The sequence below is a fragment of the Nocardia sp. NPDC057668 genome, from assembly GCF_042799795.1.
GTDB lineage: Bacteria > Actinomycetota > Actinomycetes > Mycobacteriales > Mycobacteriaceae > Nocardia.
This window is the reverse complement of record NZ_JBHVIC010000003.1, coordinates 1-25011: the sequence shown is the minus strand read 5'-3', so window position 1 is coordinate 25011 and position 25011 is coordinate 1. Positions and strand designations below refer to the sequence as shown.

The window sequence follows — 25011 nt, the reverse complement described above, 5'->3', positions numbered from 1 at the left end:
GATATGTGCCCTCCCGAGACCCGCGCAGCTATCGCGACCGCGCGAACGCCGCGCCCGACTCGGCAGCCGGCTCGCACCGGCCCTACGACGCGGTGCTCTGCGATATCGACGGCGTCCTGCGCATCTGGCCACCCGCCGACCACATCGAACGCGAAAACCAGCTCCCCCGAGGCGCACTCGCGGCCAGCGCCTTCGCCCCCGCCCGCCTGCTGCCCGCCATCACCGGCGAGATCACCGACGGTGAGTGGCGCGCGGCGACCGCCGCCGACATAGCGGTCCGCTTCGGGTCCCGCCAGCGCGCCCACGCCGCCGTCACCGCGTGGTCGAATCTGCAGCCGCGCATCGACACCGAAGCGGTCGGCCTCCTGCGCGCCGCCCGCGGGAACGCCCTGGTCGCCCTGGTCTCGAACGGCACGACCCGCCTGGAACAGGACCTCCGCCGCCAAGGCCTGCACGATCTTCCCGACCTCCTGATCAACAGCGCCCGGGTGGGCCTGACAAAACCCGATCCCCGCCTCTACCTCCTGGCCACCGAACGCCTCGCGGTCCCGCCCCGGCGCTGCCTGTTCGTCGACGACACCGAGTCCAACGTCGCCGCGGCCCGCAGTGTCGGCATGACCGCGGTCCACTATCGCGATGTCGAAGATCTCCGCGGCGCTCTCGCTGGGCCGCCACCCCACCTCTAGCCGCGATCTTTACGGTCTACGGATCAGGTCGCGTTCGGCTTTCCGGAGCTGTACCGGCGCTTGTCTTTCCGTGCACTGCAGGAAAGCCGGACTGGCCGAGTGGTCGCGCGCGAGCTCGTGCGCGGCGACCTTAATTCCACCTGCCCCGACAGCGCGACCTTGCCCTGGGGAGATCCCAAGCTCTTCACCCGCCCAGGTCTGCGTGAAGTGCACGATGCGCTGGGAAAGTACACCGACTAACCAGTCGACGCCGCCGATCACAGGCATGTATTTCAGGCCCATATGTATCCGGTACTGTCAGTAACACCAACAGTGGAGGCGGCAATGGACAGCGTCACGAGCATCGAGCGGATCGCCGGGATCATCAACCGGACCGGGGGCCGCAACGGGCGGCCGTTCGACCCGGCCACCTCCATGTCCACGCCGAGCGGGCGGCTGAAGAACTGGGCGCACTACGGCGTCATGGTGCCCGATCTGCCCGCGCCGCACCGATTCTTCGGGGTCATGTCGATTCTCGGCACCCCGGGGGTGGCGATCTTCGCCAACGACCACGCGATCACCTCGACCCCGGCGGACACCGTGTACGTCAGCTCGGCGACCGGGTCGATGACCGACGGCCAGTTCTTCGTCCACGAGATCGTGAAGGACTGTGAATTCCGTTCCGACGGATCGCGTTTGAAGTTCGGTGACGAGCTCCTCATCGAGGGCGCCTACCCGAAGTTCGCGCTGCGTCGCCGGCACCCGGAGGTCGAGGTGGACCTCGAGATCGACGCCACCGACGTGGTGTCGCACTTCGCCCACATCCCGGGGCTGTACGACCACTGGAGCGTGCTCGCCCGCTGCCGCGGCACCATCACCGACCGGCACGGCGTCCTTCCGGTCGACACCCTGTGCACGGTCGAGTACGCCACCGGCGTCGGCCTGCACAGCGTCGCTCCCGGCACGCGGGCCAACATACCGGTGCCGTTCTTCACCTACCACGTGCTGAACATCGACGAGCGGACCCAGGTGCTGCTGGTGCAGGTCCTCGGACCGGCGGGCCTGCCGATCCAGCGACGGGTCTACGTGCGCGGACTCGGCGACCACGGCAGCGTTCACACCCGGGGTTTCGAGTTCACGGTCGGCCGCCACCTGGATCGGACCACACCCACCGGTTCGATCATGCGCCTGCCCGAGCAGCTGAGCTGGCGGGTCGCCGACGATCGGGGAAACCCGCTGATCTCGATCGACGGCGTGAGCAACCACGACTACAGCTACGGCCTCGGGGCCGGTTTCGTCGGGAGCTACGACTACACCGGGACATTCGCCGGGCGGGCGATCGCCGGGACCGCGTACATGGAGTACATCGACCGCCGGTGAGCCCCGCCGAAAACCCTTTGGCCACCCCAACCCCGCACTGCTACCCTTCTGCTCGACCGTGCGAGAGAACAGGGAGGTGATACCCGTGAACGCTGTATCGACATGGGTGCTCCCCTCTCGGGTCATGGTCGGGCGATAGGTCGTCCGGGAGCGCCACGCACTCCCGAAAGGCACGACCATGCACTTCATTTCCGAGAACCGGCTCGACGGCGTCATCGAGCGCGAGTTCACCCTCGGCGAGATCCCCGGCATCCTGTGGACTCCCGAATCCGATTCCACGCCCAGGTCGTTGATTCTCATCGGCCATCCGGGCGGCCTCCGCGCGATGTATCCCCGCGTGGCCGGCCGAGCCCGCGATGCCGTGGCGAACGGCTACGTCGCGGCCACCATCGAGCTGCCCGGCGCCGGCGACCGCCCGCGTTCCGAATCCGCCGACCAGGCTCGCGCCGACCTGCGCACGGCACTCACGGCGGGCGATCCGGTCACCGACGACATCGTCGACCGGCTCGTCCTCCCGCTCGTCGACCAGGCGGTCCCGGAATGGCGGGCCCTGCTGGACGAGCTGCTCGCCCTGCCCGGCATCCAAGGCCCGGTCGGCTATTCCGGCGGGGTGATCGCGCTCGGCCTGCGCCTGGCGGCGGTCGAACCCCGCATCGCCGCCGCACTGCTCTTCGCGGGCAGCTACGTACCGCGTTCGATGTTCGAGGAGGCCGCTCGGGTCAGCATCCCGTTGCAGGTGTTGCTGCAATGGGACGACGAAGGCAACGACCGGCAGATGGCCCTGGACCTGTTCGACGCCTTCGGCTCCAAGGAGAAGACGCTGCACGCCAACATGGGCGGGCACACCGGCGTCCCGGCCTTCGAAGGCGAGGCGGGAAACCGCTTCTTCGCCCGACACCTGAAATGAGAGTGTCAGTGCCGCAAGGTGTCTGATCACTCCGACGGTGGGTGACCCACCCGCGGATTGCCTGCAATCAGCTCGCTGACCCCGGAGGACACCGTACGCGGCTGCGCAGCCGTTCCGATCTGTTCCGACAGGTCGGGACGGCTGCGCGCGGCACCGATCCGAGATCCAGGCACCGGGCGGCAAGGCCCACGCCTATGGCGTGGCATTATGCGCATAGAGGTGCCCGCAACCACACCGAGGTCCTCGACGCCTTCGAACGCCACGCAACCCCCGCCCCGAACCTCGAACCGCCACCTTCCACACACCGGCTCGGGTCGCTTGTTCCCGGAGGTAGCCAGCAACAGAACCTCCTCGAAAGGCGTTGTTCGTGAATCGCTTCGACAGAATTCTCAGAGTGTGAATCGCTTCCCTTTGCCCGCCCAGAGGACTCGCCCACGGTATGTCGCGGACCAGCCCACCCCGACGTCGTACTGAATCAGTCCTCGCGACCGCAGTCGGTTCGTGACGCGACGCGCGGATTCGAGATTCAGCGAAGGGCTCGGACCGGCCTGCGGAAGCGACACGACTCTCACGATTTCGTCGATGCTCAGCGGCGACTCGGACAGGTTCAAAGCGCCGAGTACCGCGAAGTCCGGCATCGTGAGGGGTGTCAGGCCGGCCATGTATGGAACACCCCTCGCGCACGCGTGAAAGTCATTCGGGGAGTGACGACTTCGACATCGCATATGTCCACGACCCGATCGACCGCCGAGCTGTTCAGATGCAGCGGGGACGGCACCAGCACCGCGTCGACGTCTGCGCCACGCGCTTGATCTGCGAGCGCTATCAGTGAATGCCCCGAAGGCCAGACGAGCGCGTATCCGAGTCGAGCCGCGAGACGGCACACCTGCGCCCGGTCCCAGTGCACGGCGCCGCCCGACACATCCTCGTCGACATACCCGAGTGCTGTCGGAAGCATCCTCATCGCGAGTGCCCTCCCGGTCCGAAGTCATCCCCTTGTCGGTTCAAGAAGACCGCGCCCGAGCCATATGCGAGAAGGTGGCAACTAACGGAAAGAGCGACTTGCCACCCCGGCGGATCACCGAGAATGTGGGAATGGACCGCGGTGACGATGAGTGACCCACATGCCGAGTACGAGCGGAGTTCGGCGACCATCGCCGACCGATTGGCGCGCGAAATCAAGACCCGCCGGATCGAGGCGGGTTTGAGCCAGAGGGTGCTCGCAACCCAGATCGGCTACTCGCGTCAGTACGTCTCGATGACCGAATGGGAGGACTCGAACCTCCCCTCCGTCGAATTGATCGCCGCCCTCGATGCCGCGCTGGGAGCACGCGGTGAGTTGGTCGCTATTCGCGCTCAGGCCAACGCGCCACGGCTGTCGTTCGAAAAGCATGTCGTCACAGGGGAAGTCGGGCTTGATGCATGGGACGAGCGTTCGGACGCGGTGCCACTGACGCTCGATCCGGTCGAGTCGCTCGTCCGATCAAAGGCAATCACCGAGCAGACGATCGCGAGCTTCACCGCGGTGACCCGGCTGCTGGCGAGCCAGCGTCAGAGCATCGCGCCCGAGGCTCTGGTCGGCTTGATCGCGACGCACCGAGATTCGGTGGCCGAACTGTTCCGCGCCGCGGGTGACGACCGAACGAGAACTCGACTCGGAACACTTCTGGGCGAGACGTCCATCGTTGCCAGTCGCCTGTGGAGTGCCGTCGGCGATCGGCCGATGGCGTTGGCCAATTGCGTCTATGCACGGCGATTGGCCGACAGACTCGGTCATCGGTTGCTCAGCGGGGTAGCCCGGATCTTCGAAAGCAACCTGCGTTCGGATGCAGCCACGTTGATCGGCGCGGAAGGCGACCTTGTCAGTGGTCTCCAACTGCTCCGGGACGCGGCCAAGTTCAGCGACAGTCTGCCGCCCGCCGCGCGAGCCAGGATCGCTGCCGAACAAGCTCAGCACTACGCGGTTCTCGACCTGCGAAGTGAGTGCGAGAACCGCTTGCGGGTGGCCCGCCGAGCGGTGGACGACATCGACGACACCGCCACATCCGGCCTCTTCAGTGACTGGAATTCCACCCGCCTCAGGGTCTATGAGGGAACCTGCCGGCTGTTCCTCGACGAACCACGCAAGGCGATCGCGGCGTTGGAACCAACGGTTCGAGACACCGACCCCGGAAATCTGAATGTCCGATTGGCGGCGCAGGTCGACCTCGCGAGCGCCTACGCGCTGAACCGTGAACTGGAGGAAGGCTGCCGGTTACTCGGTGAGACGTACGGGAGTCTGGCAGCGATGGGAAATCGACGCGGGTTGGAGCGGGCGCGCCGGGCCGTCGAGCGGTTGGAGCCGTGGCGGACAGAAAGGCCGGTCCGCGAACTTGCACAGCGTGTAGCCACCTACGCGCGACGCTGAGGCCGATGCCTACCCGAAGAGTTCTTCGACAGTCTTGACCACCGTATCCGGTTGCAGCGCTGTAACTATGGCGTCGGGCGCATGGCGAGCAAGGTCCTCCCGGCCGGCCCGGTGCGTCACGACCACAACGTGAAGGCCCGCGTGCCGGGCGCACGCGATGTCGTTCGGCGCATCGCCGATGATGACGGTGCGTGTGGGATCGAACAGGGTTCCGTATTCGGCCGAGTAACGTCCGGCGATGATCGCGGGGAGGTCGAAGCGGTCTCGGGCATCGGATCCGAAGGCTCCGATGCCCAGGTCCAGGTGCGAGTTCAAACCGGTTACGCGGAGTTTGATCTCGGCCGCCGATCGAAGGTTTCCGGTCAACACGGTTTGAATGTGGCCCCTGTCGTGCAGGGCCTGCAGTGTGGCCTCGGCACCGGGATAAGCGGCCTGGTCGCGTGCTAGCTCTCGCTCCCCCGCGGCCATCACCCGAGCCAGTTCGGCCGCGAACCGCTCGATCCCGTTTTCCGCTGCCTCTGGTGAAATGCCGGACGCCACAGCGGTATCCACCACGATCGACTCGTCCGTGTACCCGTGCACGCGGGCGCCGGGGAATACGACATCCGCTTCGGTCAGCCCGTACGTGCCTGCCACGGCTCTGCGGAGCCATCGCAGATCGGCGGGAATGAGGGTGCCATCGACGTCCCACACGATGAGGCCGCCGCCCTGCTCGCTCATGGGATGCATTGTCGCAGAGTCAGGTTTTCGACGCGCACAGGCGGAGGCAGAGGGTTACCGCTATCGGGGCCAGCACGTAGCCGGTGACGAACAGGGCGGCGGAGGGGGTCGTCCAGGTGGGGGCGGGGGTGGTGCGGTGGGTCAGGGTCAGGACCGCGGCGGGGAGGGCGGGCCAGGCGCCGAGGAAGGCCGCGGTGGACAGGGCCTCGGATTTCGCGGCCGAGAGGAACGCCGCGGTGGTCAGGGCGCAGACCAGGACCGCGTAGCCGGCGCTGACGGCCGAACCGGGGGTCAGGGACAGCCAGGACGGCGGCTTCGCGGGGGTGTCCACGAAATAGTGGGTGGCGACGTACATCAGGTAGTTGCCCCAGATCACCGTCGTGACGAGCCAGGCGGCGGGCAGGCACAGCAGGAGGGCGGCGGACAGCAGGCGCAGGGCCGCGCGCAGGCGGCGGGGGCCGGTTCGCAGGGCGGTGACCGTGCTCGTGCCCTGCGTGGCGGCGCGGTGCGTGGCGACGATCAGGATCGTCCAGCTCAGGAGGCCGGCCAGCAGGATCACCCAGGGGTTGTCGCCGAACAGGTCCCGGATCAGACCCCACAGGCCGGGCGAGTTCTCGAAAGTGGGAGGTTGGTCGGTGGCTGCGTTCATGGGTGCTCCCCCGGATGCCACGCGTGCGGACCGGCGGACGCCGTCCCGCCCGTTCAGGATGACAGCTCCCGGGACCGGATCAGGGGCGTTCGGTCCCGATCGCGCGCACCGATACCCCGAGCATGATCACCGGATATGCCGCGAGCCGGCCGCCCCCGAACGGGACGCCCGACTCGCGCGAAAACCGGTACCGCAGCGCAGGAATCGATCCGCCTACCGGGCGGGAGCATTGACCTCCTCACCCACATACGCGGCCCAGAGCCGTTGGTACGGACCGTCTTCGGCGAGCAACTCCGCATGCCGCCCGGTCTGCAGCAACCGCCCCTCGCCCACGACCACGATCAGATCGGCGTCGGCCGCGGTGGCCAGCCGATGCGCCACCACCACCGTGGTGCGCCCGGTGGTCAGCACATCCACCGCCGCCCGCACCCGCGCGTCGGTCGCCAGATCCAGTGACGCCGTGGCCTCGTCGAGAATGAGAATGTCCGGCTCGACCAGCTGGGCCCGGGCCAGCGCCAGGAGCTGGCGCTGCCCGGCCGACAGGCTCGCCCCGTGCGCGCCGATGGGCTGGCGGTACCCGTGCTCGAGCGCCGCGATCATCTCGTGCGCGCCGACCGCCCGTGCCGCCCATTCGATGTCGGCGGGCGTGGCATCGGTCTTGCCGTACGCGATCGCCTCGTGCACCGTGTCGCCGAACAGGAACGGTTCCTGCGGAACGACACCGAGCCGCTTGCGATAGTCGCGCAGCCCGTACCGCCGGATGTCGACGCCGTCGACGAGCACCGCCCCTTCGCTGGTGTCGTACAGGCGCGCAAGCAGTTTCACCAGCGTCGACTTGCCCGCACCGGTCTCACCCACCACCGCCACCTTCTGACCGGGCTCGATCCGCAGGTCGATCCCGGACAGCACCCGCTTGCCCGCGGGGTCGTAAGCGAAACCCACGGAACGGAATTCGATCGCACCGGCCAGCCGTTCCACCGCGACCGGCTCGTCCGCGTCCGGCGTCGCGACCGGCTCCCGCATCAGCACCGCCAGCCGCTCGACCCCCACCACCGCCTGCTGGTAGCTGTCGAACACCTGCGACAGCTGCTGAATCGGCGCGAACAGCAGATCGATGTACAGCAGGAACGCGATGAGCGTCCCCGCGGTGAGCGCGTCGTCCCGCACCTGGTGCACCCCGACCGCCAGCACCGCGACGGTCGCGATCACCGACATGATCTCCACGAACGGGAAGAAGATCGCCATCAGCGTCTGGCTGTGCAGCCGCGCCTGCCGGTACCCCCAGGAGCGCCGCTCGAACTCGCGCTGATTCACCGCCTCCCGGCGGTAGGCCTGGGTGACCGCGATGGTGTCGACGTTCTCCTGCAGATACGCGTTCGCCGCACTGACCTGCTCGCGCGCCAGGTTGTACGCGGGCACCGAGGCCCGCCGGAACCACACGGTCGCCACCACCAGCACCGGCAGCAGCGGCACGACCACCAGCGCCAGCCCGGCATCGATGACCACCAGCGCCACCAGCACCCCGGCTATGGTGAGCGAGCTGGTCAGCGCGACCGCCAGCCCGGTCTGCAGGAACGTGGACAACCCGTCCACGTCGGTGATCATGCGGGTCATGATGCGCCCGGACAGTTCGCGCTCGTAGAACTGCAATCCCAGCCGCTGCAACTGTGCGAACACCTTGACCCGCAGCCCGTACAGCAGCCGCTCCCCGGCCCGCCCGGTGACCCGCACCTGCGCGACCGTGATCGCCCAGTCCACCGCCACCACGACCAGCGCCAGCGCCGCCGTGATCAGCAGCACGTCCCGCGCCCCCGCGAGCACCCCGTGGTCGATGCCGTAGCGCACCAGGAACGGAATCAGAATCTGCGCGAGTGCGTCGAGCGCGACCAGCCCCAGCCCCGCCAGCAGCGGCAGCGCGAACGGCCGCAGCAGACCACGCAGATCGAACCGCGTATCCGGCGTATGCGAAAAATGCTCGGGCACTTCGGGTTCCCCGGACACCGGCGGCAGCCCGTCGATGAGCGCCCGCACGTCCCCGCTCGGCGGCGCGCTCGACATCATCCCACCGCCGACCTGCCCGCCCATCGGCCCGGGCGCACCGGCGGCCCGCTGGGAGAACGCCTTGGCCATCTGCTCCAGGGTCCGCGATTCGTCACCGTCGGCCTCGGTGTGCGCCCACAGCCCGGCGGTCGGCACACCCGCCCGTCCGGTGTCGAGCTCCTCGGCGATGCCGACCGGATCCGGCGGGGTGAACAGCGTGCGGAACAACTCGCCCGAGCGCTGCAGGTCGTGCAGCGTGCCGAGCTCGGCGATCCGCCCGCCGTCGAGCACCGCGACGCGATCGGCCAGCGCGAGCGTCGAAATACGATGCGCCACCACGATGGTGGTGCGCCGGCGCACCTCGGCCGCGATCCGCGCGAAGATCTGCTCCTCGACCTGCGCGTCGATGGCGGAGGTGGCGTCGTCCAGCACCAGGATCGGCGCGTCGGTGATCAGGGCGCGCGCCAGCGCCAGTCGCTGGCGCTGACCGCCGGAAAGCCGTTGCCCGCGTTCGCCGATCATGGTCTCGAGCCCCTCGGGCAGCGCCGCCACGAACTCGTCGGCCGCCGCGAGGCGCAGGGCATGCCAGACCTGCTCCTCGGTCGCGTCCGGCACACCGTAGGCCACGTTGGCCCGCACGGTGTCCGCCATGAGCGCGGGATCCTCGAACACCATGGCGACCTGCGCCCGCAGCTCGGGAATCGCACGAATATCGATGCCGTCCAGCGAAATCCGCCCCGCGTCCGGATCGAACAGGCGCGGCAGCAACTGCACGAGCACCGACTTCCCGGACCCGGCGGTGCCCGCGATCGCCACGGTCTCCCCGGGTTCCACCCTCAGATCCAGCCCGTCCAGCACCGGCGGCTGATCCTCGAATCCGAAACGCACACCGTGGAATTCGATGCGTGGCGCGCCATCGGCCGCCGTGGTCGCTCTCGGCTCCCCCGCCGGCCGCGATTCCGCCGCGACCGGCGTCTCGATCACCTCACGCACCCGATCCAGCGAAGCCTTCCCCTGCTGACTCACCGTCAGCAGCATGGAGAACATGCGAATCGGATGCACGAACGACCCCAGATAGGTCATGAACGCCAGGAACGTGCCCAGCGTGATCGACTGCTGCAACGCCAGCAGCCCGCCGACGATCAGCACCAGCGCCTGCCCGACCGCCGGAATCGTCTGCAGCGCCGGGATGTACCGGCTGGTGATCCGCGTGATCCGCAGCCGCGACCGGTAGAGATCGCGCGCCGAGGCGGCCAGCCCGTCCAGCTCGTGCGATTCCTGCCCGAACCCCTTGACCACCCGCACCCCGGTCACCGCGGCCTCGACCCGCATGGCGACCTCGGCGGCCCGCGCCTGCGCGTCCCAGTTGGCGGGGAACAGTTCGCGCTGGCTGCGCTGGGTGATGAACCACAGCGCCGGTATCACCAGCAGCGCGATGGCGGTCAGCGCCGGGGACATGGTCGCCATCAGGATCAGCGAGGCCGCCAGCAGCACCGCGTTCCCGCCGACCATCGGAACCAGTTGCAGGAACATCTGAATCAGCGTCACGTCGGTGATCGCCCGGCTCACCACCTGCCCGGTGTACAGCCCCGAGCGCTGCCGCCCGTTCAACCGCAGCAGCGCCGCGAACAGATCCCGCCGCAGATCGTGCTGCACATCCAGCGACAGCCGCGACGACCCGGTGCGGCGCGCGTAGCTGGCCGCGAACCGTCCGGCCCCGACCCCGAGCAACAGCAGTGCCCACGGCAGCACCGACGCCGCGCCCACCGTGAGCGTGTCGACCACGTGCCGCACGATCAACGGCAATCCCGCCGTCGCGATCGCGGCCAGCACCGCACCGACGATGGTCGTGACCACGGTCCGCCGATGTTCGGCACACCGCCGCAACAAATACCGAATCCAGCCCGGCCCCTGCGCATTCGCGCCGTCCACTCCGGGCACGCTCAACTCACCGTTCTTCACACCAACCCGCTAACTTCCGCACCCGACCCGGCGCTGCTATCCGATACCGCGCCACCCGGCCCGGCGTTCCTGCTGTCTGACATCGGTGTGCGGCCGGGGGCGTCGCGGGCGCGCGCCGCCGGAAACCGCGGCGGGATCTGCGCGTTCCGTACACCCGGACATCGTTCCGGCGCAGCCGAACTCACCGGCCCCGCGAACGCCGAAGCCGCGGCCTCCAGGACGGAGGCCGCGGTATCGAGACAGTCGGAGTCCGGACTCATCCGGCGACCGCGAGCGGTTCGGCGACCGGCGGCACGACGTCGTACTGGTTCTCGGGCCGTTCCAGCCCGTAGTGCCCGCGCAGCGTCGACGCGCTGTACTCGGTGCGGAACAGCCCGCGCTGCTGCAGGATCGGCACGACCTCGTCCACGAAACGATCCAGTCCCGAGGGCAGCACGGCGGGCATGATGTTGAACCCGTCGGCGGCCCCGCGCGTGAACCACTCCTCGATGATGTCCGCGACCTGCACCGCGGTTCCGGCGAAGGTCTTGTGCCCGCGACCGCCGCCGAGCCGCCCGATCAGCTGGCGCAGCGTGAGGTTCTCGCGCCGAGCGAGATTCACGATCAGCGTGAACCGGCTCTTGGCGCCCTGGATCTCGTCCTCGGACGGCAGATCGTCCGGCAGTTGACTGTCCAGGTCCAGGTTCTCCACCGGAATCCCCCACACCTTGGCCAGCTGCCGCTTGGCGTACTCGGGCGAGATGAGTCGCTCGAGTTCGGCGTCCAGCTCCCGGGCGTGCTCCTCGGTGTCCCCGATGACCGGCACGATTCCGGGCAGGATCTTGATCGACTCGGGATCGCGCCCGAACGCCGCGGCCCGGCGCTTGACGTCGGCGTAGAACTCCAGCCCGTCCTCGAGGGTCTGCTGCGCGGTGAACACCGCCTCGGCGTAGCGGGCGGCGAACTCCTTGCCGTTCTCCGACGAACCCGCCTGCACCAGCACCGGATACCCCTGCGGGGAGCGCGGCAGGTTCAGCGGCCCGGCGACCTTGAAGAACCGGCCCTCGTGCTCGATGGCCCGCACCTTGGCCGAATCGGTGTGGATGCCGGATTCCTTGTCGGCCAGCACCGCGTCGTCGGCCCAGCTGTCCCACAGTTTGGTCGCGACGTCCACGAACTCCGCGGCCTTCTCGTAGCGCAGCTTGTGGTCCGGCACGTCGTCGAGCCCGAAATTACGGGCGGCGTCCGCTCCGGCGGTGGTGACGATGTTCCAGCCGACCCGGCCGTTGGACACCCAGTCGACCGAGGCGAAGCGGCGCGCCAGATTGAACGGGTCGTTGTAGCTGGTGGAGGCGGTGGCGATGAGCCCGATACGCGAGGTCTGCACCGCGATGGCGGTCAGCAGCACCGTGGGCTCGAGCTTGCCGCTGGGCCGGCGGCCGGTGTCGCCGAACAGCACCGGGCTGTCGGCGAAGAAGATCGAATCGAGCTTGCCGCGCTCGGCGATCCGGGCCAGATGCACGTAGTGCTCGATCTTGGTGTTCGAGTGCGGGTCCGATTCCGGGAGCCGCCACGAGGCCTCGTGGTGTCCGGTCGACATCAGGAATGCGTTGAGGTGCAACTGTTTCGACATGTAGGTCCTTTCACACACCGGCCGGGACGACGCCCAGCGCGGTCAGCAGGGTGCGGCGGATGCGCTGGAATTCCGGGTCACCGGGATCGCGGTCGCCGCGCAGTTCGATGGGCAGATCCACGGTGAGTCGGCCCGCGTCCAGCACCAGCACGCGTTCGGCGAGCGTGATCGCCTCGTCCACGTCGTGGGTGACCAGCAGGACCGCCGGGGTGTGCCGGCGCACCAGATCACGCAGCAGCTCGTGCATGCGGATGCGGGTCAGGGCGTCCAGCGCGCCGAAGGGCTCGTCGGCCAGCAGCAGATCGGGTTCGCCGACCAGGGCGCGGGCCAGTGCGACCCGCTGCTGCTCGCCACCGGAGAGCTCGTTCGGCCAGGCCCGTTCCCGGCCCGCCAGCCCGACCTCGCCCAGCAGCGCGGTGGCCGCGGCGCGCCGCGATCGCGGCTGCCCGAACAGCACGTTTGCCAGGACCCGCTGCCAGGGCAGCAGCCGCGAATCCTGGAACACCACAAAGGTTTTCGACGGCACTCGCAGCGATCCCGAGCCGTTCACGTCGTGATCGAGCCCGGCCAGCGCGCGCAGCAGCGTGCTCTTGCCCGACCCGCTGCGCCCCAGCAGGGCCACGAACTGTCCCGGCGGGATGGTCAGCGTGATGTCGTCCAGAATGGTCCGGTCACCGAAGGATCTGGTGAGATCCCGGGTCTGGACGCCTAATTCGCGATCGTTTGACGCCATGACAGCACCTTGCGCTCGAGCAGCCGGATGGCGGCGTCGGAAACGAGTCCGAAGACGCCGTAGATGACCAGGCCGACCAGGATGACATCGGCCTGACCGTAGTTCTGCGCGCTGTACATCATTTTGCCCAATCCGTCTGTGGCATTCACGGATTCGACGACGATGAGCGAGAGCCAGGCCCCGGTGACCGAGAGCCGCAGCCCCAGGAAGAAGCCCGGCAGCGAGCCCGGTATCACCACGCGGACGATGAACTCCGCACGCGAAACACCCTGCACCTCGGACAGTTCCACGAACCGCTTGTCGATGGTGGTGAGCGAGGCGTGCGTCTGGATGTACATGGCCACGATCACCCCGAAGGTGATCAGCACGATCTTGAACGACTCACCGATGCCCAGCCACAGGATCATCAGCGGGATCAGGCCCAGCGTCGGCACCGCGCGCTTGAGCTGCAGCGGCCCGTCGACCAGGGATTCGCCGAACCGGGACAGCCCGGCGATCAATGCCAGCACCGTACCCACGACCACGCCGATGCCCAGCCCGATCAGCGCCCGGCTCAGCGAGGCGGACACGTTCTCGGCCAGGCTGCCGTCGCGGAACAGTTCCCAGCCGGTGGTGAGCACGGTCCACGGCGCGGACAGTTTGCGCTCGTCCAGCAGTTCGAAGTGGGATCCTGCCGCCCACGCGCCGACCAGCACCGCGACCCCGAGCAACCGGGCGAAGGGAACGGCCTTGCGCAGCCCGAGCCGGCGCAGGCGGCGCCGATCGACGAAGCCGTCGCTCGCGGGGGCGGAGGCGATCGAAATCCGGGGAATCGCGAGCGTCATGACCGCACCTTCTCTCGGTAGGTGGCCGGAACGGCGTCGGTGGCGAGACCCTCGAAGCGTCGGTCGAACAGCGTCGCGGCGTCGAAACTCTTACCGAAATAGCCGGAGCCCGTGACGAGGTCGACCGTTTCCTGCTCCCACTTGATGGCGTCATCCCATTTCGCGGGGTAATACGGGCGTTCGATGTTGCCGATGATGCGCTTGGCTTCTTCGGGCGAAACCTTCTGGTCCTTCACGTAATACGCGTCGGCCCATTCTTCGGGATGTTCCCAGGTCCAGATATCCGCGCGTGCCCAGATCTTCACGAATTCGGTGACGGCGGCGAGTTTCGAGGAATCCTGCAGGACCGCGGTCGGGGCCCACAGCACGGTCAGCGCGTCCACGGCGGGAGTGACGACCGCCTTCGCGCCCTGATCACCGTACTGGTTGATGTATTTGGTGAGCTGCGGCTCGAACAGCGGGGCGACATCGATCTGATCGCCCTGCAGCGCGGTGAGGAACTGGGGGCTGTTCAGTTCCACCAGCTGGACGTCCTTGGGGGTGAGCCCGGCGGCCTGCAGGGTGCGCAGTACGACCACGCCCTGGGCCTGGCCGGGCGAGAACCCGATCTTCTTGCCGCGCAGGTCCTGAATCGAGTTGATACCCGACTTGGGCGCGGTGGCCAGCTTGTATGCCGGTGTGGTGCGCACCTTGACGCCGACGATCTTGGCATCGACGCCGGTGGCCCGGGCGTGGATCGGCGGGATGCCCGCGTTGCTGGCCACGTCCACCGAGCCGCCCCGGAAGGCCTGGATCACATCGGGTCCGGCCGAGAGCGCGGGCCAGTCCGACACCGTGAAGGGCAGCGAGCCGAGCTGCCCGGAGGCCTGCAGGGCGATGCGGGTGGTGTTTATCGAGATCGAGAGTTCGGTGTTCGGCGGCACCTGGGTCGGCAGGGCGGCGGTCAGCGCGGTGTCGCCGGTCTCATCGGTGGCGCAACCACTGGCGAGCAGGACCGCGGCGGTCGCCGCCAAACCTATTCTGCGAAAGGTGGTTCGCAATGTTGTCTCCCTGATTGAAATCGCCGGAAAGTTTCGCGGAAATTCGGGCGGCATCGACAATCGAGGAATTCGTATCGACCGGCGGGTGCGTGCATTTCCATGGTGAGACTGTCCTGGAAGACGCTGCGATCGAGCAACATTCGTTCGACTTAAAATTACTCGGAATCAAAGGACGGCCACCTCGGGTGTGGCGACGACGGCCAGCGGATCGCTGTACAACTGCTGCAGAACCACTGCTCCGGCCGCCACTTCCAATACCTTGCCCAGGAACGAGGATTCGGTGACGATCTCCTCGGGCCGCTCGCACGAGGAGTACCGCCGGACGGTGTCCAGATAGGCCGCGCGCACCCCCGGCACCCGCACCAGCGCCGGATCGACGATCACCACCGCGTCCGGATCCAGCAGATCGACCAGCACGGCCACCGCCCGCCCGAGCACCCGCGCCCGCCCCGCGAACAGCTCGCGCGCCACCTCGTGCCGCCCGGCCGCGACGATGAGATCAGGAATGGTCTTGACCGCCAAGCCCTCCCGCTGCGCTCGCGCCACCAGCGCGCGATCGGTGCACTCGGTCAGCGCCTCGGCCACCTCGCCGCCGGCCAGCCGGGTGATCGCGCCCGCCGCCGAACGCGGCCCGTAGTGCACGCGGCCGTGCACGGCGAACGCCACGTCGATGACATTGCCCGCGAACAGCGCCACGGTCGCCGAGGCATGGCGCACCTTGCCGAACAGTTGCTCGGCGTGCAGCAGGGACCGGGTGTGGCTGTCCAGGCTCACCGGCAGGCCGGTGTGGTCGGAGAAGTACTGCCGAACCGCCACATTGCGCCAGCGCAGGAAGCCGTGATCGATCACCGAGCCGGCCGAGCTGTCCACCCACCCGCCGATCGCGACCCCGAGCCCGATCACCCGCTCGCTGAGCTCGCTCAGCAGCCGCCGCACCTCGGCCGCGGCCCCGGCGAGGATCTCCCCGGGATCGAGCCCCGGATGCGGGATACGATGCGAAAGCCGTACCGCCCCCGCGATATCGAGCACCGTGACCGTCGCCTGCTCGGCGGCGATGTGCACCCCGATCACCACGTTGCCCGCGGTGTGCAGGGCCAGCGGCGAATGCGGGCGCCCCATGCCCGCGGGACTGGCGGTCTCGGCCTGCTCCACCAGCAGCCCCGCCTCCACCAGCGCCCGAACCTGCATGGTCACCGTCGCCGGTGACAGCCCCGCCACCTTCGCGACGGCGCTGCGCGGTACCACGCCGCCCTCCAGCACCGCCCGCAGTACCGCCCCCGCACTGGTTCCCCCTGTCGCAACCATCCGAACGCACCTCCGGTCGACCGAAGTCCCCATGGTCTGCCCGGTTCGCTCCCGGCGGAACCGTTGCGCTCGACTTGATTCCTGGACGTGCCGGGGAATCGCGGCGTGTCGGCCGGTGCGCGCCGACGGCAATTTCGATGCGATCTCACGCGGTGCGAATATCGCGGGGTTCGACGCCGAAAGAGTTATCCGAGCGCGGCCGGTTCGACATCGTGTACCGGCGCTCGGGCAAGAGATTATTCGGAACAGTCACGGATCTATCGAATGTATCTGCATGCAGATGGGCTGCATGACAATAGAATTCCGTCGGTCGCGAGAAGGCTGAGATCGAGATGCGCAAGCTTTCCTTGGTTCTGGCTGTGGTTGCCGGTGCGGCGCTGTGCGCCGCTGCGCCCGCGCACAGCGCTCCGGCGGTGAGAAAATATGTGGCCCTGGGGGATTCGTACGCGGCCACCGCGGATGTCACCGACGTGTACGGGCCGGTGCTGTGCCTGCGCTCGCGCGGGAGCTATCCCAACCGGCTGGTGGCGGCGCTCGCCCCGCAGACGTTCGTGGACAACACCTGCAGCGGCGCGGTCGCGCGGGAGTTGGCGGCCAAACAGTTCGACGGCCTGGACGCGCAGACCGATCTGGTGACCGTGACCATGGGCTGGAACGACCTGGACCTGCTCGGCACCCTCGGTCCCTGCCTGGCGGTATCGCTGCTGGAGACCCCGTTCACGCCGGTCGGAAACCCGTGCGAGCGCCAGTTCACCGGAACCGGTGCCGACACCCTCGCGGCCCGAGTGGAGAACGAGGCCCGCCCCGCCGTGGCGGGCGCGCTGCGCGCGATTCGCGACCGCGCCCCGAACGCGGTCATCGTCGCGGTGAACTACCCCTCGGTGCTGCCGGCGACCACCGCCGAATGCGGTTACGCGACCGGCGTGGCCCGCGCCGACGTCCCCTACGTCTACCGGACCCTGCGCCACATCTCGGTCATGCTCCTGGAAGAGGCCGCGAAACTGGGCGCGACGACCGTCGACGCCAACGCGGTGACCGGCCACGACGGCTGCCAACCCGCCGCGCGCCGGTGGGTGGAGCCCCTGATCAGCGCCACGACCACGATCCCCCTGCACCCGAACCCGCGCGGCGCGCAGGCGGTCGCGGATCTGGTTCGCGCGGCCCTGGACGAGTGATCGGTCTCGCCGCGATGCTGCCGGCCGGGCTCTGGTTGGATGGGGCCAGTGACTAGCGTGCCCTTCAAATTGGTCGGCCCCTTCCCGTTCGAGCAGGTCATGCCGGGCTGGGCCGAACTCTTCCCGCGGTACGACCGCGTCGTCGGGTACTCCGATCTCGGGCACGCGTTTCTCATGAGCACCCGGACCGGGGAGTACGGGGTGCTCGACCCCTACAGTGCGGGCACCAAGGCGCTCGGAACCTATTCCGACATCGGGGGTTTCGTCGACCGCGTGCTCTTCGAGCCGGACTTCATCACCTACGTCCTGCAACCGGACCACGTCGCCGCCATTCGCAAGCGGCTCGGCCCGCTCGCCGAGAACGAGGTCTACATCGCGACGCCCTATCCGTTCCTGGGCGGGTCGGAAGCGCCCGAATCGTACGACCGCGGCGGGGTCTGGGTCTTCTTCGACCTGGTCGCGCAGGCCCACGGATTCGAGTAGCGCCGCCCCGGAATTTTCGCCGCGCCGCCCCGGTTGCCGACCGCGAGACACTGCGACAGGACGGGCCGAGATGAGCAGCTTCAACGAGAACGTGATCGAGGAATTCCGCGCCAACGGCGGAAAGGTGGGCGGTCCCTTCGAAGGCCGCACCAACATGGTCCTGATCACCACCACCGGCGCGAAGTCCGGACGGTCCGTCACCAACCCCCTGGTCTACGTCCCCGACGGCGATCGGATCATCCTGATCGCCTCCAACGGCGGCGCCGACAAGAATCCCGCCTGGTTCCACAACCTGCGCGCCGACCAGCGCCTCACGGTGGAGGTCGGGACCGAAACCTACGCGGCGAAGGCGGAGTTCGTCACCGCCCCCGAAAGCGACGAGCTCTACGCCCGCATGGTCGAGCTCATGCCCCAGTTCGCCGACTACAGGGTCAAGACCACCCGGGACATCCCCGTCGTAGCGGTGTACCGCCACACCGCCTGACCGGAACCGCGAGTCCGGCGCGCGAACTAGAGCGTGGTTCGCGCGCTGATGGCCGGGTCGCCCACCGAAGGTCGCAACACGTCCGATCCGAGCCGGCTAGTCGATGACGAGTTGACCGTCGGCGAGCGTTGTCGTTCGCCTGGACAGCGGTTCCCGCGCAGGCCCGTGGAGCGGCGCGCCATCATCGATGCCGAAACGGCTGCCGTGGCAGACGCATTCGATCAGACCGTCGTTGATCTCGCTCACCGAGCAGCCCTGGTGCGGGCAGACCGCGGAGAACGCGTGGAAGGTCCCGGCGACCGGCTGGGTGACGACCAGGCGATGCGCGGCCAGGATCAGCCCGCCGCCGACCGGGATGTCGGTGACGGCGACTCGGACCGGGCCCTGCTGGGCTCGGCCGGATCCGCAGCCGGTGGCCAGGGCCACCGCGGCGAGGCCCGCGCCGGCCAGGACCGTGCGCCGGGTGCATATGGTGCAGCCCGGGGAATCCGTGTCCGCCGGGCCGCCGGGTACCACCGGCCCGCTCACGCGGTCACCAGCAGCCCGGTGGCGTACATGACCAGCACCCCGGCCCCGATGCCCGTCAGGGTCGCGGTATCCATTCGCCCGGTGGTCTTTTCGCGCAGGCCGGGCGCGATCTGCACGATGACCTGCAGGATCGCGCCGACGCCGACACCGAGCAGGAACGCGGACAACTCCGCATTGCGTACCGTCGCGCCGATGACCGCGCCCGCGATCGCCGGTACCCCGGCGATCAGGCCCAGGCCCAGCAGGGTCGGGATCGGCGGGCGCTTGTCGGTGAGCGGGGAGACCACGGCCAGGCCCTCGGTGGTGTTCTGGATCGTGAAGCCGATGACCAGGAACGCGCCGAGCGCCAATTCGCCTATGGCGTAGGCGGATCCGATCGCCAGGCCCTCACCCAGATTGTGCAGCCCGATGCCGATGGCGATCATGAGCGCCAAGCGCAACCCGCTGTCGGCGGGCGCGCCGGAGGTCACCGTGGCGCGTTTCGCGCGCAGCCACTGATCCACGGCGGTGAGCGCCAGAAACGCCAGTCCCGCGCCCAGCATCACCAGCGCCGCGCCCCCGAACGCACCGCCGGACTCCCCCGCCAGTTCGAACCCCTCCGCGGTGCCCTCCCAGGCCAGGAATGCGAGCAGGCCCACCGTCACCGCCAGCAGCACGCGCACGACCCGCCCGCCCGCGGCGCGCATGAACGGCAGGAACAGCATGCCCAGCACCACGGGAATGATCCCGACGTAGGTGCCCAGCAGCGCCATGAGCCCGTAGAACGACGCGGTCGCCCGCGGTGTCGTCACCGCCGCGTCGATGGTGTGCTCGATGACCAGGCCGGTCGAGGTGAGCATCGAGACGGTGTACGGCTGGCCGTCCTGCCAGGGGTAGGTGAGTCGCAGTGTCTCCGAACCCAATCGGGCGATCGGCTCGCGCGCGCCGGTGAAATCCACGTACCCGTCGTTGACGAAGATCTGGCCGATCGAGACCGGATCCGCGCCGGTGTTGCGCACCCGCAGTTCGATCACCCCGGGCTCGAGCACGGCGCGCTCCACGGCGAGCTGTTCGACCGGCGGACCGGTGCGCTCGGGCAGCGAACGCCCGCCCAGCAGCGCGAGCGCGGTCAGCGCCGCGCCCACCACGATGACGGCGAACACCGCGAGCGCCCAGGGCTTTCCGGTGGGAACGAGATTGCTCATGACCTACTCCGAGACCTCGAACAGACCCATCCACCCCAGATCGGCGAACTCGGTCTTGTGGGCGTGGAACATGTACTGCCCGTTGTGCGGGAAACGCATCTCGCAGATCCCGCGCTGACCCTGCCCCTGCACGATGGTGTCGGTGAATTCCGTTGGCTGCAGCCGGGTTCCGGTCGGGTAGTACTCGAAGAAGTTGCCGTGCACGTGGAAACTGTTGATCGGGTCGTACTCGAGCACGTTGACCAGGTAGATGCGCACCAGCTGATTCCGCCGCACCCGGACCGGTTCGACCATGTAGTGGAACGGAATCCCGTTGACCGCGTACAGCTGATTGCCCTCGCCGTCGAAGGTCGTGTTGTACCCGTGCATGACCATCACCAGTTCCTCCGCGGGCGGCCGCGGTTGCGGCGGATCGACGATGAAGGTGCCGTACATGCCGCGCGCGATGTGCTCGGCGAGCGGTCCGACGTGGCAGTGGAACAGGTGCAGCCCGAACGGGGTGGCGTCGAACTCGTAGGTGAATCGCTCCCCCGGGTTGATGATCCCGCGCCCGATCCCGGGCACCCCGTCCATCTCCGCAGGGTGGATTCCGTGAAAGTGCAGGGTGTGCGGATGCGCGGAGCCGTTGGAGAAATGCACCCGCAGCAATTCGCCTTCCCGGCAGCGCAGGGTGGGGCCCGGAATCCGCGAGTTCAGCGTCCAGGCCGGAAAGCGAACGCCCGGAGCGACTTCGATCTCCTCGTCGGCGGCGTACACGTCCCATTCGCGCAGGGTCCGCCCGCCGGGCAGCGCGGAGGTCCGCCCGTAATCGAAGTCGCGCAGAGTCTCGGTGGGGTTGAACCCGTTCCGCTCGTGGTCGACCACCGCGTCCTTGCGGAAGGTGGCCCCGCTCGCCCCGCCGCTGTGGTGACCGCCGTCGTGCCGCTGCGCCGGACCCGTGCCGGGAACCCCGGCGTGACCGGGTGGCGATTCGCGCAGCGCCCAGGATCCGAGGGCGAGACCGGTGGATCCGGCGGCGGCGCCGCCGATCAGGAAGCTGCGACGTGAAGGTGATGTCATCTCTGGCCTGCCGAACTCGAACCGAACGGACCCTAAGTTTGGCAGGCCGAAAATTTCTATTCAAGCTCCCTAAGAAACCGACCAGGTATCTACGAAAACCCCCGGTTTCCCGAATTGAGGGGTGAGTTGTCGACGTCAGGGCGCACGGGGGTATGCTGAAACTCGATTCGCCCCTCGTCCGGGCACACCCTCGCAGTATTTCCAGGGATTCGAAGTATGTGTAACCGACGGTTACATGTAAATTCTGGACGACTCGCCGCGTCCGCCACGGCCGCCCGCGAACCGTCCGGGAACACCCCGGTGCCGCTCCGCAACGCTTTCTCCCGCCCTGGTCAGCCCCTCGAACGCGGGTGACACACCGGCCCGACTGCGCCTGATTGTCGATCTAGTCGGCGCGCCATCACCGTTTTGTACACTCGAAAACGTGTCGGTTCCGGTCAGTTGGATCCTCGCGCAACCCGATCTGTCGATACCGCTTCGCGGCGGTGCGGCGGGCGTCGCACGCACGATCGACCTGGTCATCACCACCGAACTCGAAGACCCCTTCCGCTGGCTCTCCGGCGGTGAACTGGTCCTCACTACCGGTACGAGACTGCCGCACGCACCCGCCGCCCGCGCGGACTATCTCCGCGGACTGCACCGAAGAGGCGTCGCCGCAGTCGGTTTCGGCATCGGCGTCTCGCATCCGGAGGTGCCGGTCGATCTGGTGGCCGCCGCCGACGAGCTCGGCCTGCCGCTGTTCGAGGTACCCCTGCCGACCCCGTTCGCCGTCATCGTCAAACGCGTCGCCGATCGCGCCGCGCAAATCCAGGCCGACGCCGTCCAGCGTGCAGCCCGCGCCCAGCCCCGCATGACCCGGGCCCTGGTGCGCTCGGGCGCGCGGGCCATCGTGCGCGAACTCGCCACCTCCCTGCGCGCGACCGTGCTGGTGCTGGACTCGGCCGGTCGCGTGACCGCCGCACACCCCGACGCGCCCGATGAGGCACTGCTCGAAACCGTGCGCGAGGCCCTTGCCACGGAGTCGGCCGCCACGGCGGACAGTCGCGCCGACAGGCCCGGCAACGGCGTCACCCATCAGCGCATCGGCGTCGGCGGTCGCGCGCACGGCGACCTGGTGGTGGTCGGCTCCGGCCCGCTCGGCCCCGCCGAACAGATCCTGCTCGGTCACGCTAATTCGTTGCTGTCCTTGGCATTCGAAAAGCCGGCCCGGCTGTGGGAGGCGCAGCATCGCCTCAACAGCACCGTGCTGGGCCTGCTGCTCAGCACCGAAACCGATCTCGCCCCGGCCTGGACTCAACTCGCCCAGGCCGCCGACGCCGCCGGGCGAATCCGTGTGCTCGCCGCCGACTGCGAGTCCGCCGAGGCGGTCGAAGACGTGCGCGCCACCGCCGAAACCATGGCCGTGCGCGGCGGGCACCCCCTGTTCCTGCACGTGCGCGATCGCCGGGTGCTGCTCGCCCTGCCCGGGGTGGCCGCGGTGGCCTTCGCCCGGGAACTCGCCGCCGACCTGGCCCCCGGCAGCACCGTGCGCTACGGCCTGAGCGGCGAACACCCCCTCGACGAGCTCGTGGCCGCCGCCGAGGCCGCCGAACTGGCCGCCTCCGCCGCCGAACGCGGTGGCGCACCCGCCGAGTTCGGCGCCCTGACCGGCCGCTCCCTGCTGTCCTTCGACGCCACCCGCCGCGTCCTGGACACGATGGCCCGCACGGTCCTGGCCCCGCTCGCCGACCACGACGCCAGCCATGGCACCGACCTGGTCGAGTCCCTGCGCGCCTACCTCGAAGCCAACGGGCATTGGGAGTCGGCCGCCGCCGACCTCGGCGTGCACCGCCACACCCTGCGCAAACGCGTCGCCACCGCCGCCGACGTCCTGGGCTGCAACCTGGACAGCGCCCGCGTCCGCGCCGAGCTGCTGCTCGCCCTGCTCGCCCGCGGAAAGTCCTGACCGCGCACGGCCCCGAAAGGCCGTGCCGGCCCTGCCCCTGGATCATGGATCGGTACGAGGAGCGCCCCCGTGCGCCCGAAGCAACCGGCAACGCAGTCAGGAGTCGAGGTATGAGCCATGCCGATCTGGTGTTCCTCGGCGGCACCGTGCTCACCATGGACGCCGCCCGCGCGACCGCGACGGCGCTGGCCGTCACCGGCACGCGGATCAGCGCGGTCGGTAATCACGAGGTGCGCGAATTCATCGGCCCGGCAACCGAAGTCGTGGATCTGAACGGCGGAGCGCTGCTCCCCGGATTCCACGACGCGCACATCCACGCGGCGGCGGCCGGCCTGGAGTTGGGCGCCTGCGATCTGACCGGCACCGTCGAGGTCGGCGAATACCTGCGCCGGGTCGCGGCCTACGCCGAGGCGAATCCGCGCCGGGAGTGGATCACCGGCGGCGGCTGGTCCCTGGAAAGTTTCCCCGGCGGCCTGCCGACCCGGGATCTGCTCGACGCGGTAGTCCCCGACCGCCCGGTGTACCTGGTCAATCGTGACCACCACGGCGCGTGGGCAAACACCAGGGCACTCGAGCTGGCGGGCATCACCGCCGACACCCCCGACCCCGCCGACGGCCGGATCGAGCGCGAATCCGGCGGCGCGCCTTCGGGAATGCTCCAGGAGGGTGCGATGACCCTGTTGGAGAAGGTGCTCCCGCCCATCACCCACGCCGAACGGATCGACGGAATCCTGCGCGCCCAGCGGGTACTGCACGCCCTCGGGATCACGGCGTGGCAGGAGGCCATAGTCAGTGTGGACGGCACGTCCTTCGATTGCGCTCCCGCCTACCTCGACGCCGCCGAGCGCGGCCTGCTCACCGCCCGCGTGAGCGGCGCGCAATGGTGGGACCGCGAACGCGGCACCGACCAGATTCCCGATATGCTGCTGCGCCGCAAGCGATTCGCCGCCGACCGCTTCCGGCTCGACACCGTCAAGATCATGCAGGATGGCATCGCGGAGAACTACACCGCCGCGATGACCGAGCCGTACAAGGACCATCGGGGCTGCTGCACCGGCAATGCCGGCATCAGCTTCGTCGATCCGATCGCACTGCGCGAGTACGTGACCGAGTTGGACGCACTCGACTTCCAGGTCCACTTCCACGCGCTGGGCGACCGCGCGGTACGCGAGGTGCTCGACGCGCTCGAGGCCGCGCGCGCCGCCAACGGACCACGCGGCAACCGGCACCACCTGGCTCACCTGCAAGCGCTGCACGCCGCCGACATCGCGCGTTTCCAGCCCCTGGGCGCGGTCGCGAACCTGCAACCGCAGTGGGCCGCACACGAACCCCAGCTGGACGAGCTGACGCTGCCGTTCTTCGGCGGCGACGCCGCCCAGCGGCAGTATCTGTTCGGTGACCTCGCTCGCGCGGGAGCCACGCTGGCGTGTGGCAGCGATTGGCCGGTGAGTTCGCCGGACCCGATCGAGGGCATTCACGTGGCCGTGAATCGGGTGACGCCGGGTTCGAGTTTGCCGCCGCTGCTGCCGGATCAGCGTCTGGATCTCATGACCGCGCTCGCGGCGTACACGGCGGGCTCGGCGTACGTGCTGCGCAGCCCGGATACCGGGGTACTGCGTGCGGGCGCGCTTGCGGACGTGGTAGTGCTGGATCGGAATCCGTTCCAAGGTGGGGCCGAGGAAATCGCGAGTACCACTGTCACGCAGACCTTCGTGGGTGGGGTGCGTGTGCACGGATAGGGACAATTCGATGTGCGGTTTGAATCGCCTGTAGGTCTGAATATTGTTGTATCACAATGGAATTGGGCTATGTCTGCTCGCTATTGAGGCGTAGAATGGGGGTATGAATTCGGGAGGGATGACCGCTATCGCGCAGGGTGTACACGCACTCGATGTCGCGGCGGAATCCT

Annotated in this window: 20 protein-coding genes; 9 read left to right on the top strand and 11 right to left on the bottom strand. The window is 68.6% G+C overall.

The window, feature by feature from the left end; all coding sequences use genetic code 11:
• Positions 1-5 precede the first annotated feature (5 nt).
• The 4 genes from ACFVBH_RS18740 (at position 6) to ACFVBH_RS18725 (ending at position 5359) form a co-directional block, all read left to right on the top strand.
• Positions 6-686 carry an HAD-IA family hydrolase gene (locus ACFVBH_RS18740; protein WP_379002895.1) on the top strand — a complete coding sequence of 227 codons (681 nt, stop codon included), beginning with the start codon at positions 6-8 and terminating at the stop codon, positions 684-686.
• 324 nt (positions 687-1010) lie between these two features.
• Positions 1011-2045 (top strand): DUF6670 family protein, encoded by a 1035-nt coding sequence (locus ACFVBH_RS18735; protein WP_379002893.1) that lies wholly within the window; start codon positions 1011-1013, stop codon positions 2043-2045.
• 178 nt (positions 2046-2223) lie between these two features.
• Entirely contained in the window at positions 2224-2952 is a 729-nt protein-coding gene (locus ACFVBH_RS18730; protein ID WP_379002891.1) for a dienelactone hydrolase family protein, read from the top strand.
• Between the two features lie 1087 nt (positions 2953-4039).
• The gene (locus tag ACFVBH_RS18725) at positions 4040-5359 is read left to right on the top strand and encodes a helix-turn-helix transcriptional regulator (protein WP_379002889.1); all 1320 of its coding nucleotides are present in this window, start codon (positions 4040-4042) and stop codon (positions 5357-5359) included.
• Between the two features lie 9 nt (positions 5360-5368).
• Here ACFVBH_RS18725 and ACFVBH_RS18720 read toward each other — a convergent pair whose 3' ends face one another.
• From ACFVBH_RS18720 to ACFVBH_RS18685, 8 genes are all read right to left on the bottom strand, one after another.
• Positions 5369-6079, bottom strand: coding sequence for an HAD family hydrolase (locus ACFVBH_RS18720; RefSeq protein ID WP_379002887.1), 711 nt, complete (start codon positions 6077-6079; stop codon positions 5369-5371).
• A gap of 19 nt (positions 6080-6098) precedes the next feature.
• Positions 6099-6728, bottom strand: a complete 630-nt coding sequence (locus ACFVBH_RS18715) for a hypothetical protein (RefSeq protein WP_379002885.1) — start codon at positions 6726-6728, stop codon at positions 6099-6101.
• A 213-nt stretch (positions 6729-6941) separates the two neighbouring features.
• Positions 6942-10730 carry an ABC transporter ATP-binding protein gene (locus ACFVBH_RS18710; RefSeq protein WP_379002883.1) on the bottom strand — a complete coding sequence of 1263 codons (3789 nt, stop codon included), beginning with the start codon at positions 10728-10730 and terminating at the stop codon, positions 6942-6944.
• Between the two features lie 256 nt (positions 10731-10986).
• The gene (locus tag ACFVBH_RS18705; protein WP_379002881.1) at positions 10987-12342 is read right to left on the bottom strand and encodes an LLM class flavin-dependent oxidoreductase; all 1356 of its coding nucleotides are present in this window, start codon (positions 12340-12342) and stop codon (positions 10987-10989) included.
• Positions 12343-12352: 10 nt separating this feature from the next.
• Positions 12353-13075, bottom strand: a complete 723-nt coding sequence (locus tag ACFVBH_RS18700) for an ABC transporter ATP-binding protein (protein ID WP_379002879.1) — start codon at positions 13073-13075, stop codon at positions 12353-12355.
• A complete protein-coding gene (locus ACFVBH_RS18695; RefSeq protein WP_379002876.1) occupies positions 13051-13899 on the bottom strand; it encodes an ABC transporter permease in 849 nt (282 codons plus the stop codon). The genes ACFVBH_RS18700 and ACFVBH_RS18695 overlap by 25 nt, the downstream gene beginning before the upstream one ends.
• Positions 13896-14939: an ABC transporter substrate-binding protein gene (locus ACFVBH_RS18690; RefSeq protein ID WP_379002873.1), complete on the bottom strand. Its 1044-nt coding sequence runs from the start codon at positions 14937-14939 to the stop codon at positions 13896-13898. Before ACFVBH_RS18690 ends, ACFVBH_RS18695 begins: the two co-directional genes overlap by 4 nt.
• 165 nt (positions 14940-15104) lie before the next feature.
• A complete protein-coding gene (locus tag ACFVBH_RS18685) occupies positions 15105-16244 on the bottom strand; it encodes an ROK family protein (protein ID WP_379002870.1) in 1140 nt (379 codons plus the stop codon).
• 332 nt (positions 16245-16576) lie between these two features.
• Between ACFVBH_RS18685 and ACFVBH_RS18680 the strand changes: the two genes are divergently transcribed.
• The 3 genes from ACFVBH_RS18680 (at position 16577) to ACFVBH_RS18670 (ending at position 18386) form a co-directional block, all read left to right on the top strand.
• The gene (locus ACFVBH_RS18680; RefSeq protein WP_379002868.1) at positions 16577-17419 is read left to right on the top strand and encodes an SGNH/GDSL hydrolase family protein; all 843 of its coding nucleotides are present in this window, start codon (positions 16577-16579) and stop codon (positions 17417-17419) included.
• Positions 17420-17467: 48 nt separating this feature from the next.
• A complete protein-coding gene (locus ACFVBH_RS18675) occupies positions 17468-17902 on the top strand; it encodes a T6SS immunity protein Tdi1 domain-containing protein (protein ID WP_354988496.1) in 435 nt (144 codons plus the stop codon).
• Positions 17903-17972: 70 nt separating this feature from the next.
• Positions 17973-18386 (top strand): nitroreductase family deazaflavin-dependent oxidoreductase, encoded by a 414-nt coding sequence (locus tag ACFVBH_RS18670; protein WP_379002866.1) that lies wholly within the window; start codon positions 17973-17975, stop codon positions 18384-18386.
• A 96-nt stretch (positions 18387-18482) separates the two neighbouring features.
• On the opposite strand, the gene ACFVBH_RS18665 is transcribed toward ACFVBH_RS18670, so the two are convergent.
• Genes ACFVBH_RS18665 through ACFVBH_RS18655 form a run of 3 tightly spaced genes read right to left on the bottom strand, consistent with a single transcriptional unit; the run spans position 18483 to position 21157 of the window.
• Complete coding sequence (locus tag ACFVBH_RS18665) at positions 18483-18914, bottom strand: Rieske (2Fe-2S) protein (protein ID WP_379002864.1); 432 nt, start codon at positions 18912-18914, stop codon at positions 18483-18485.
• Positions 18911-20098 carry a ZIP family metal transporter gene (locus ACFVBH_RS18660; RefSeq protein WP_379002862.1) on the bottom strand — a complete coding sequence of 396 codons (1188 nt, stop codon included), beginning with the start codon at positions 20096-20098 and terminating at the stop codon, positions 18911-18913. The genes ACFVBH_RS18665 and ACFVBH_RS18660 overlap by 4 nt, the downstream gene beginning before the upstream one ends.
• Before the next feature lie 3 nt (positions 20099-20101).
• Entirely contained in the window at positions 20102-21157 is a 1056-nt protein-coding gene (locus ACFVBH_RS18655) for a multicopper oxidase domain-containing protein (protein ID WP_379002860.1), read from the bottom strand.
• 424 nt (positions 21158-21581) lie between these two features.
• On the opposite strand from ACFVBH_RS18655, the gene ACFVBH_RS18650 reads away from it, so the two are divergent.
• Together ACFVBH_RS18650 and ACFVBH_RS18645 are read left to right on the top strand one after the other, a co-directional pair.
• Entirely contained in the window at positions 21582-23102 is a 1521-nt protein-coding gene (locus tag ACFVBH_RS18650) for a PucR family transcriptional regulator ligand-binding domain-containing protein (protein WP_354988491.1), read from the top strand.
• A gap of 110 nt (positions 23103-23212) precedes the next feature.
• Positions 23213-24841 (top strand): amidohydrolase, encoded by a 1629-nt coding sequence (locus ACFVBH_RS18645; protein ID WP_379002857.1) that lies wholly within the window; start codon positions 23213-23215, stop codon positions 24839-24841.
• Positions 24842-25011: the final 170 nt, after the last annotated feature.

Excerpts from the sequence above, each read along its gene's own strand:
- ACFVBH_RS18735 (WP_379002893.1), top strand. The coding sequence starts at position 1,011 with ATGGACAGCGTCACGAGCATCGAGCGGATCGCCGGGATCATCAACCGG.
- ACFVBH_RS18730 (WP_379002891.1), top strand. The coding sequence starts at position 2,224 with ATGCACTTCATTTCCGAGAACCGGCTCGACGGCGTCATCGAGCGCGAG.
- ACFVBH_RS18725 (WP_379002889.1), top strand. The coding sequence starts at position 4,040 with ATGTGGGAATGGACCGCGGTGACGATGAGTGACCCACATGCCGAGTAC.
- ACFVBH_RS18720 (WP_379002887.1), bottom strand. The coding sequence starts at position 6,079 with ATGAGCGAGCAGGGCGGCGGCCTCATCGTGTGGGACGTCGATGGCACC.
- ACFVBH_RS18715 (WP_379002885.1), bottom strand. The coding sequence starts at position 6,728 with ATGAACGCAGCCACCGACCAACCTCCCACTTTCGAGAACTCGCCCGGC.
- ACFVBH_RS18705 (WP_379002881.1), bottom strand. The coding sequence starts at position 12,342 with ATGTCGAAACAGTTGCACCTCAACGCATTCCTGATGTCGACCGGACAC.
- ACFVBH_RS18700 (WP_379002879.1), bottom strand. The coding sequence starts at position 13,075 with ATGGCGTCAAACGATCGCGAATTAGGCGTCCAGACCCGGGATCTCACC.
- ACFVBH_RS18695 (WP_379002876.1), bottom strand. The coding sequence starts at position 13,899 with ATGACGCTCGCGATTCCCCGGATTTCGATCGCCTCCGCCCCCGCGAGC.
- ACFVBH_RS18685 (WP_379002870.1), bottom strand. The coding sequence starts at position 16,244 with ATGGTTGCGACAGGGGGAACCAGTGCGGGGGCGGTACTGCGGGCGGTG.
- ACFVBH_RS18680 (WP_379002868.1), top strand. The coding sequence starts at position 16,577 with ATGCGCAAGCTTTCCTTGGTTCTGGCTGTGGTTGCCGGTGCGGCGCTG.
- ACFVBH_RS18670 (WP_379002866.1), top strand. The coding sequence starts at position 17,973 with ATGAGCAGCTTCAACGAGAACGTGATCGAGGAATTCCGCGCCAACGGC.
- ACFVBH_RS18660 (WP_379002862.1), bottom strand. The coding sequence starts at position 20,098 with ATGAGCAATCTCGTTCCCACCGGAAAGCCCTGGGCGCTCGCGGTGTTC.
- ACFVBH_RS18655 (WP_379002860.1), bottom strand. The coding sequence starts at position 21,157 with ATGACATCACCTTCACGTCGCAGCTTCCTGATCGGCGGCGCCGCCGCC.
- ACFVBH_RS18645 (WP_379002857.1), top strand. The coding sequence starts at position 23,213 with ATGAGCCATGCCGATCTGGTGTTCCTCGGCGGCACCGTGCTCACCATG.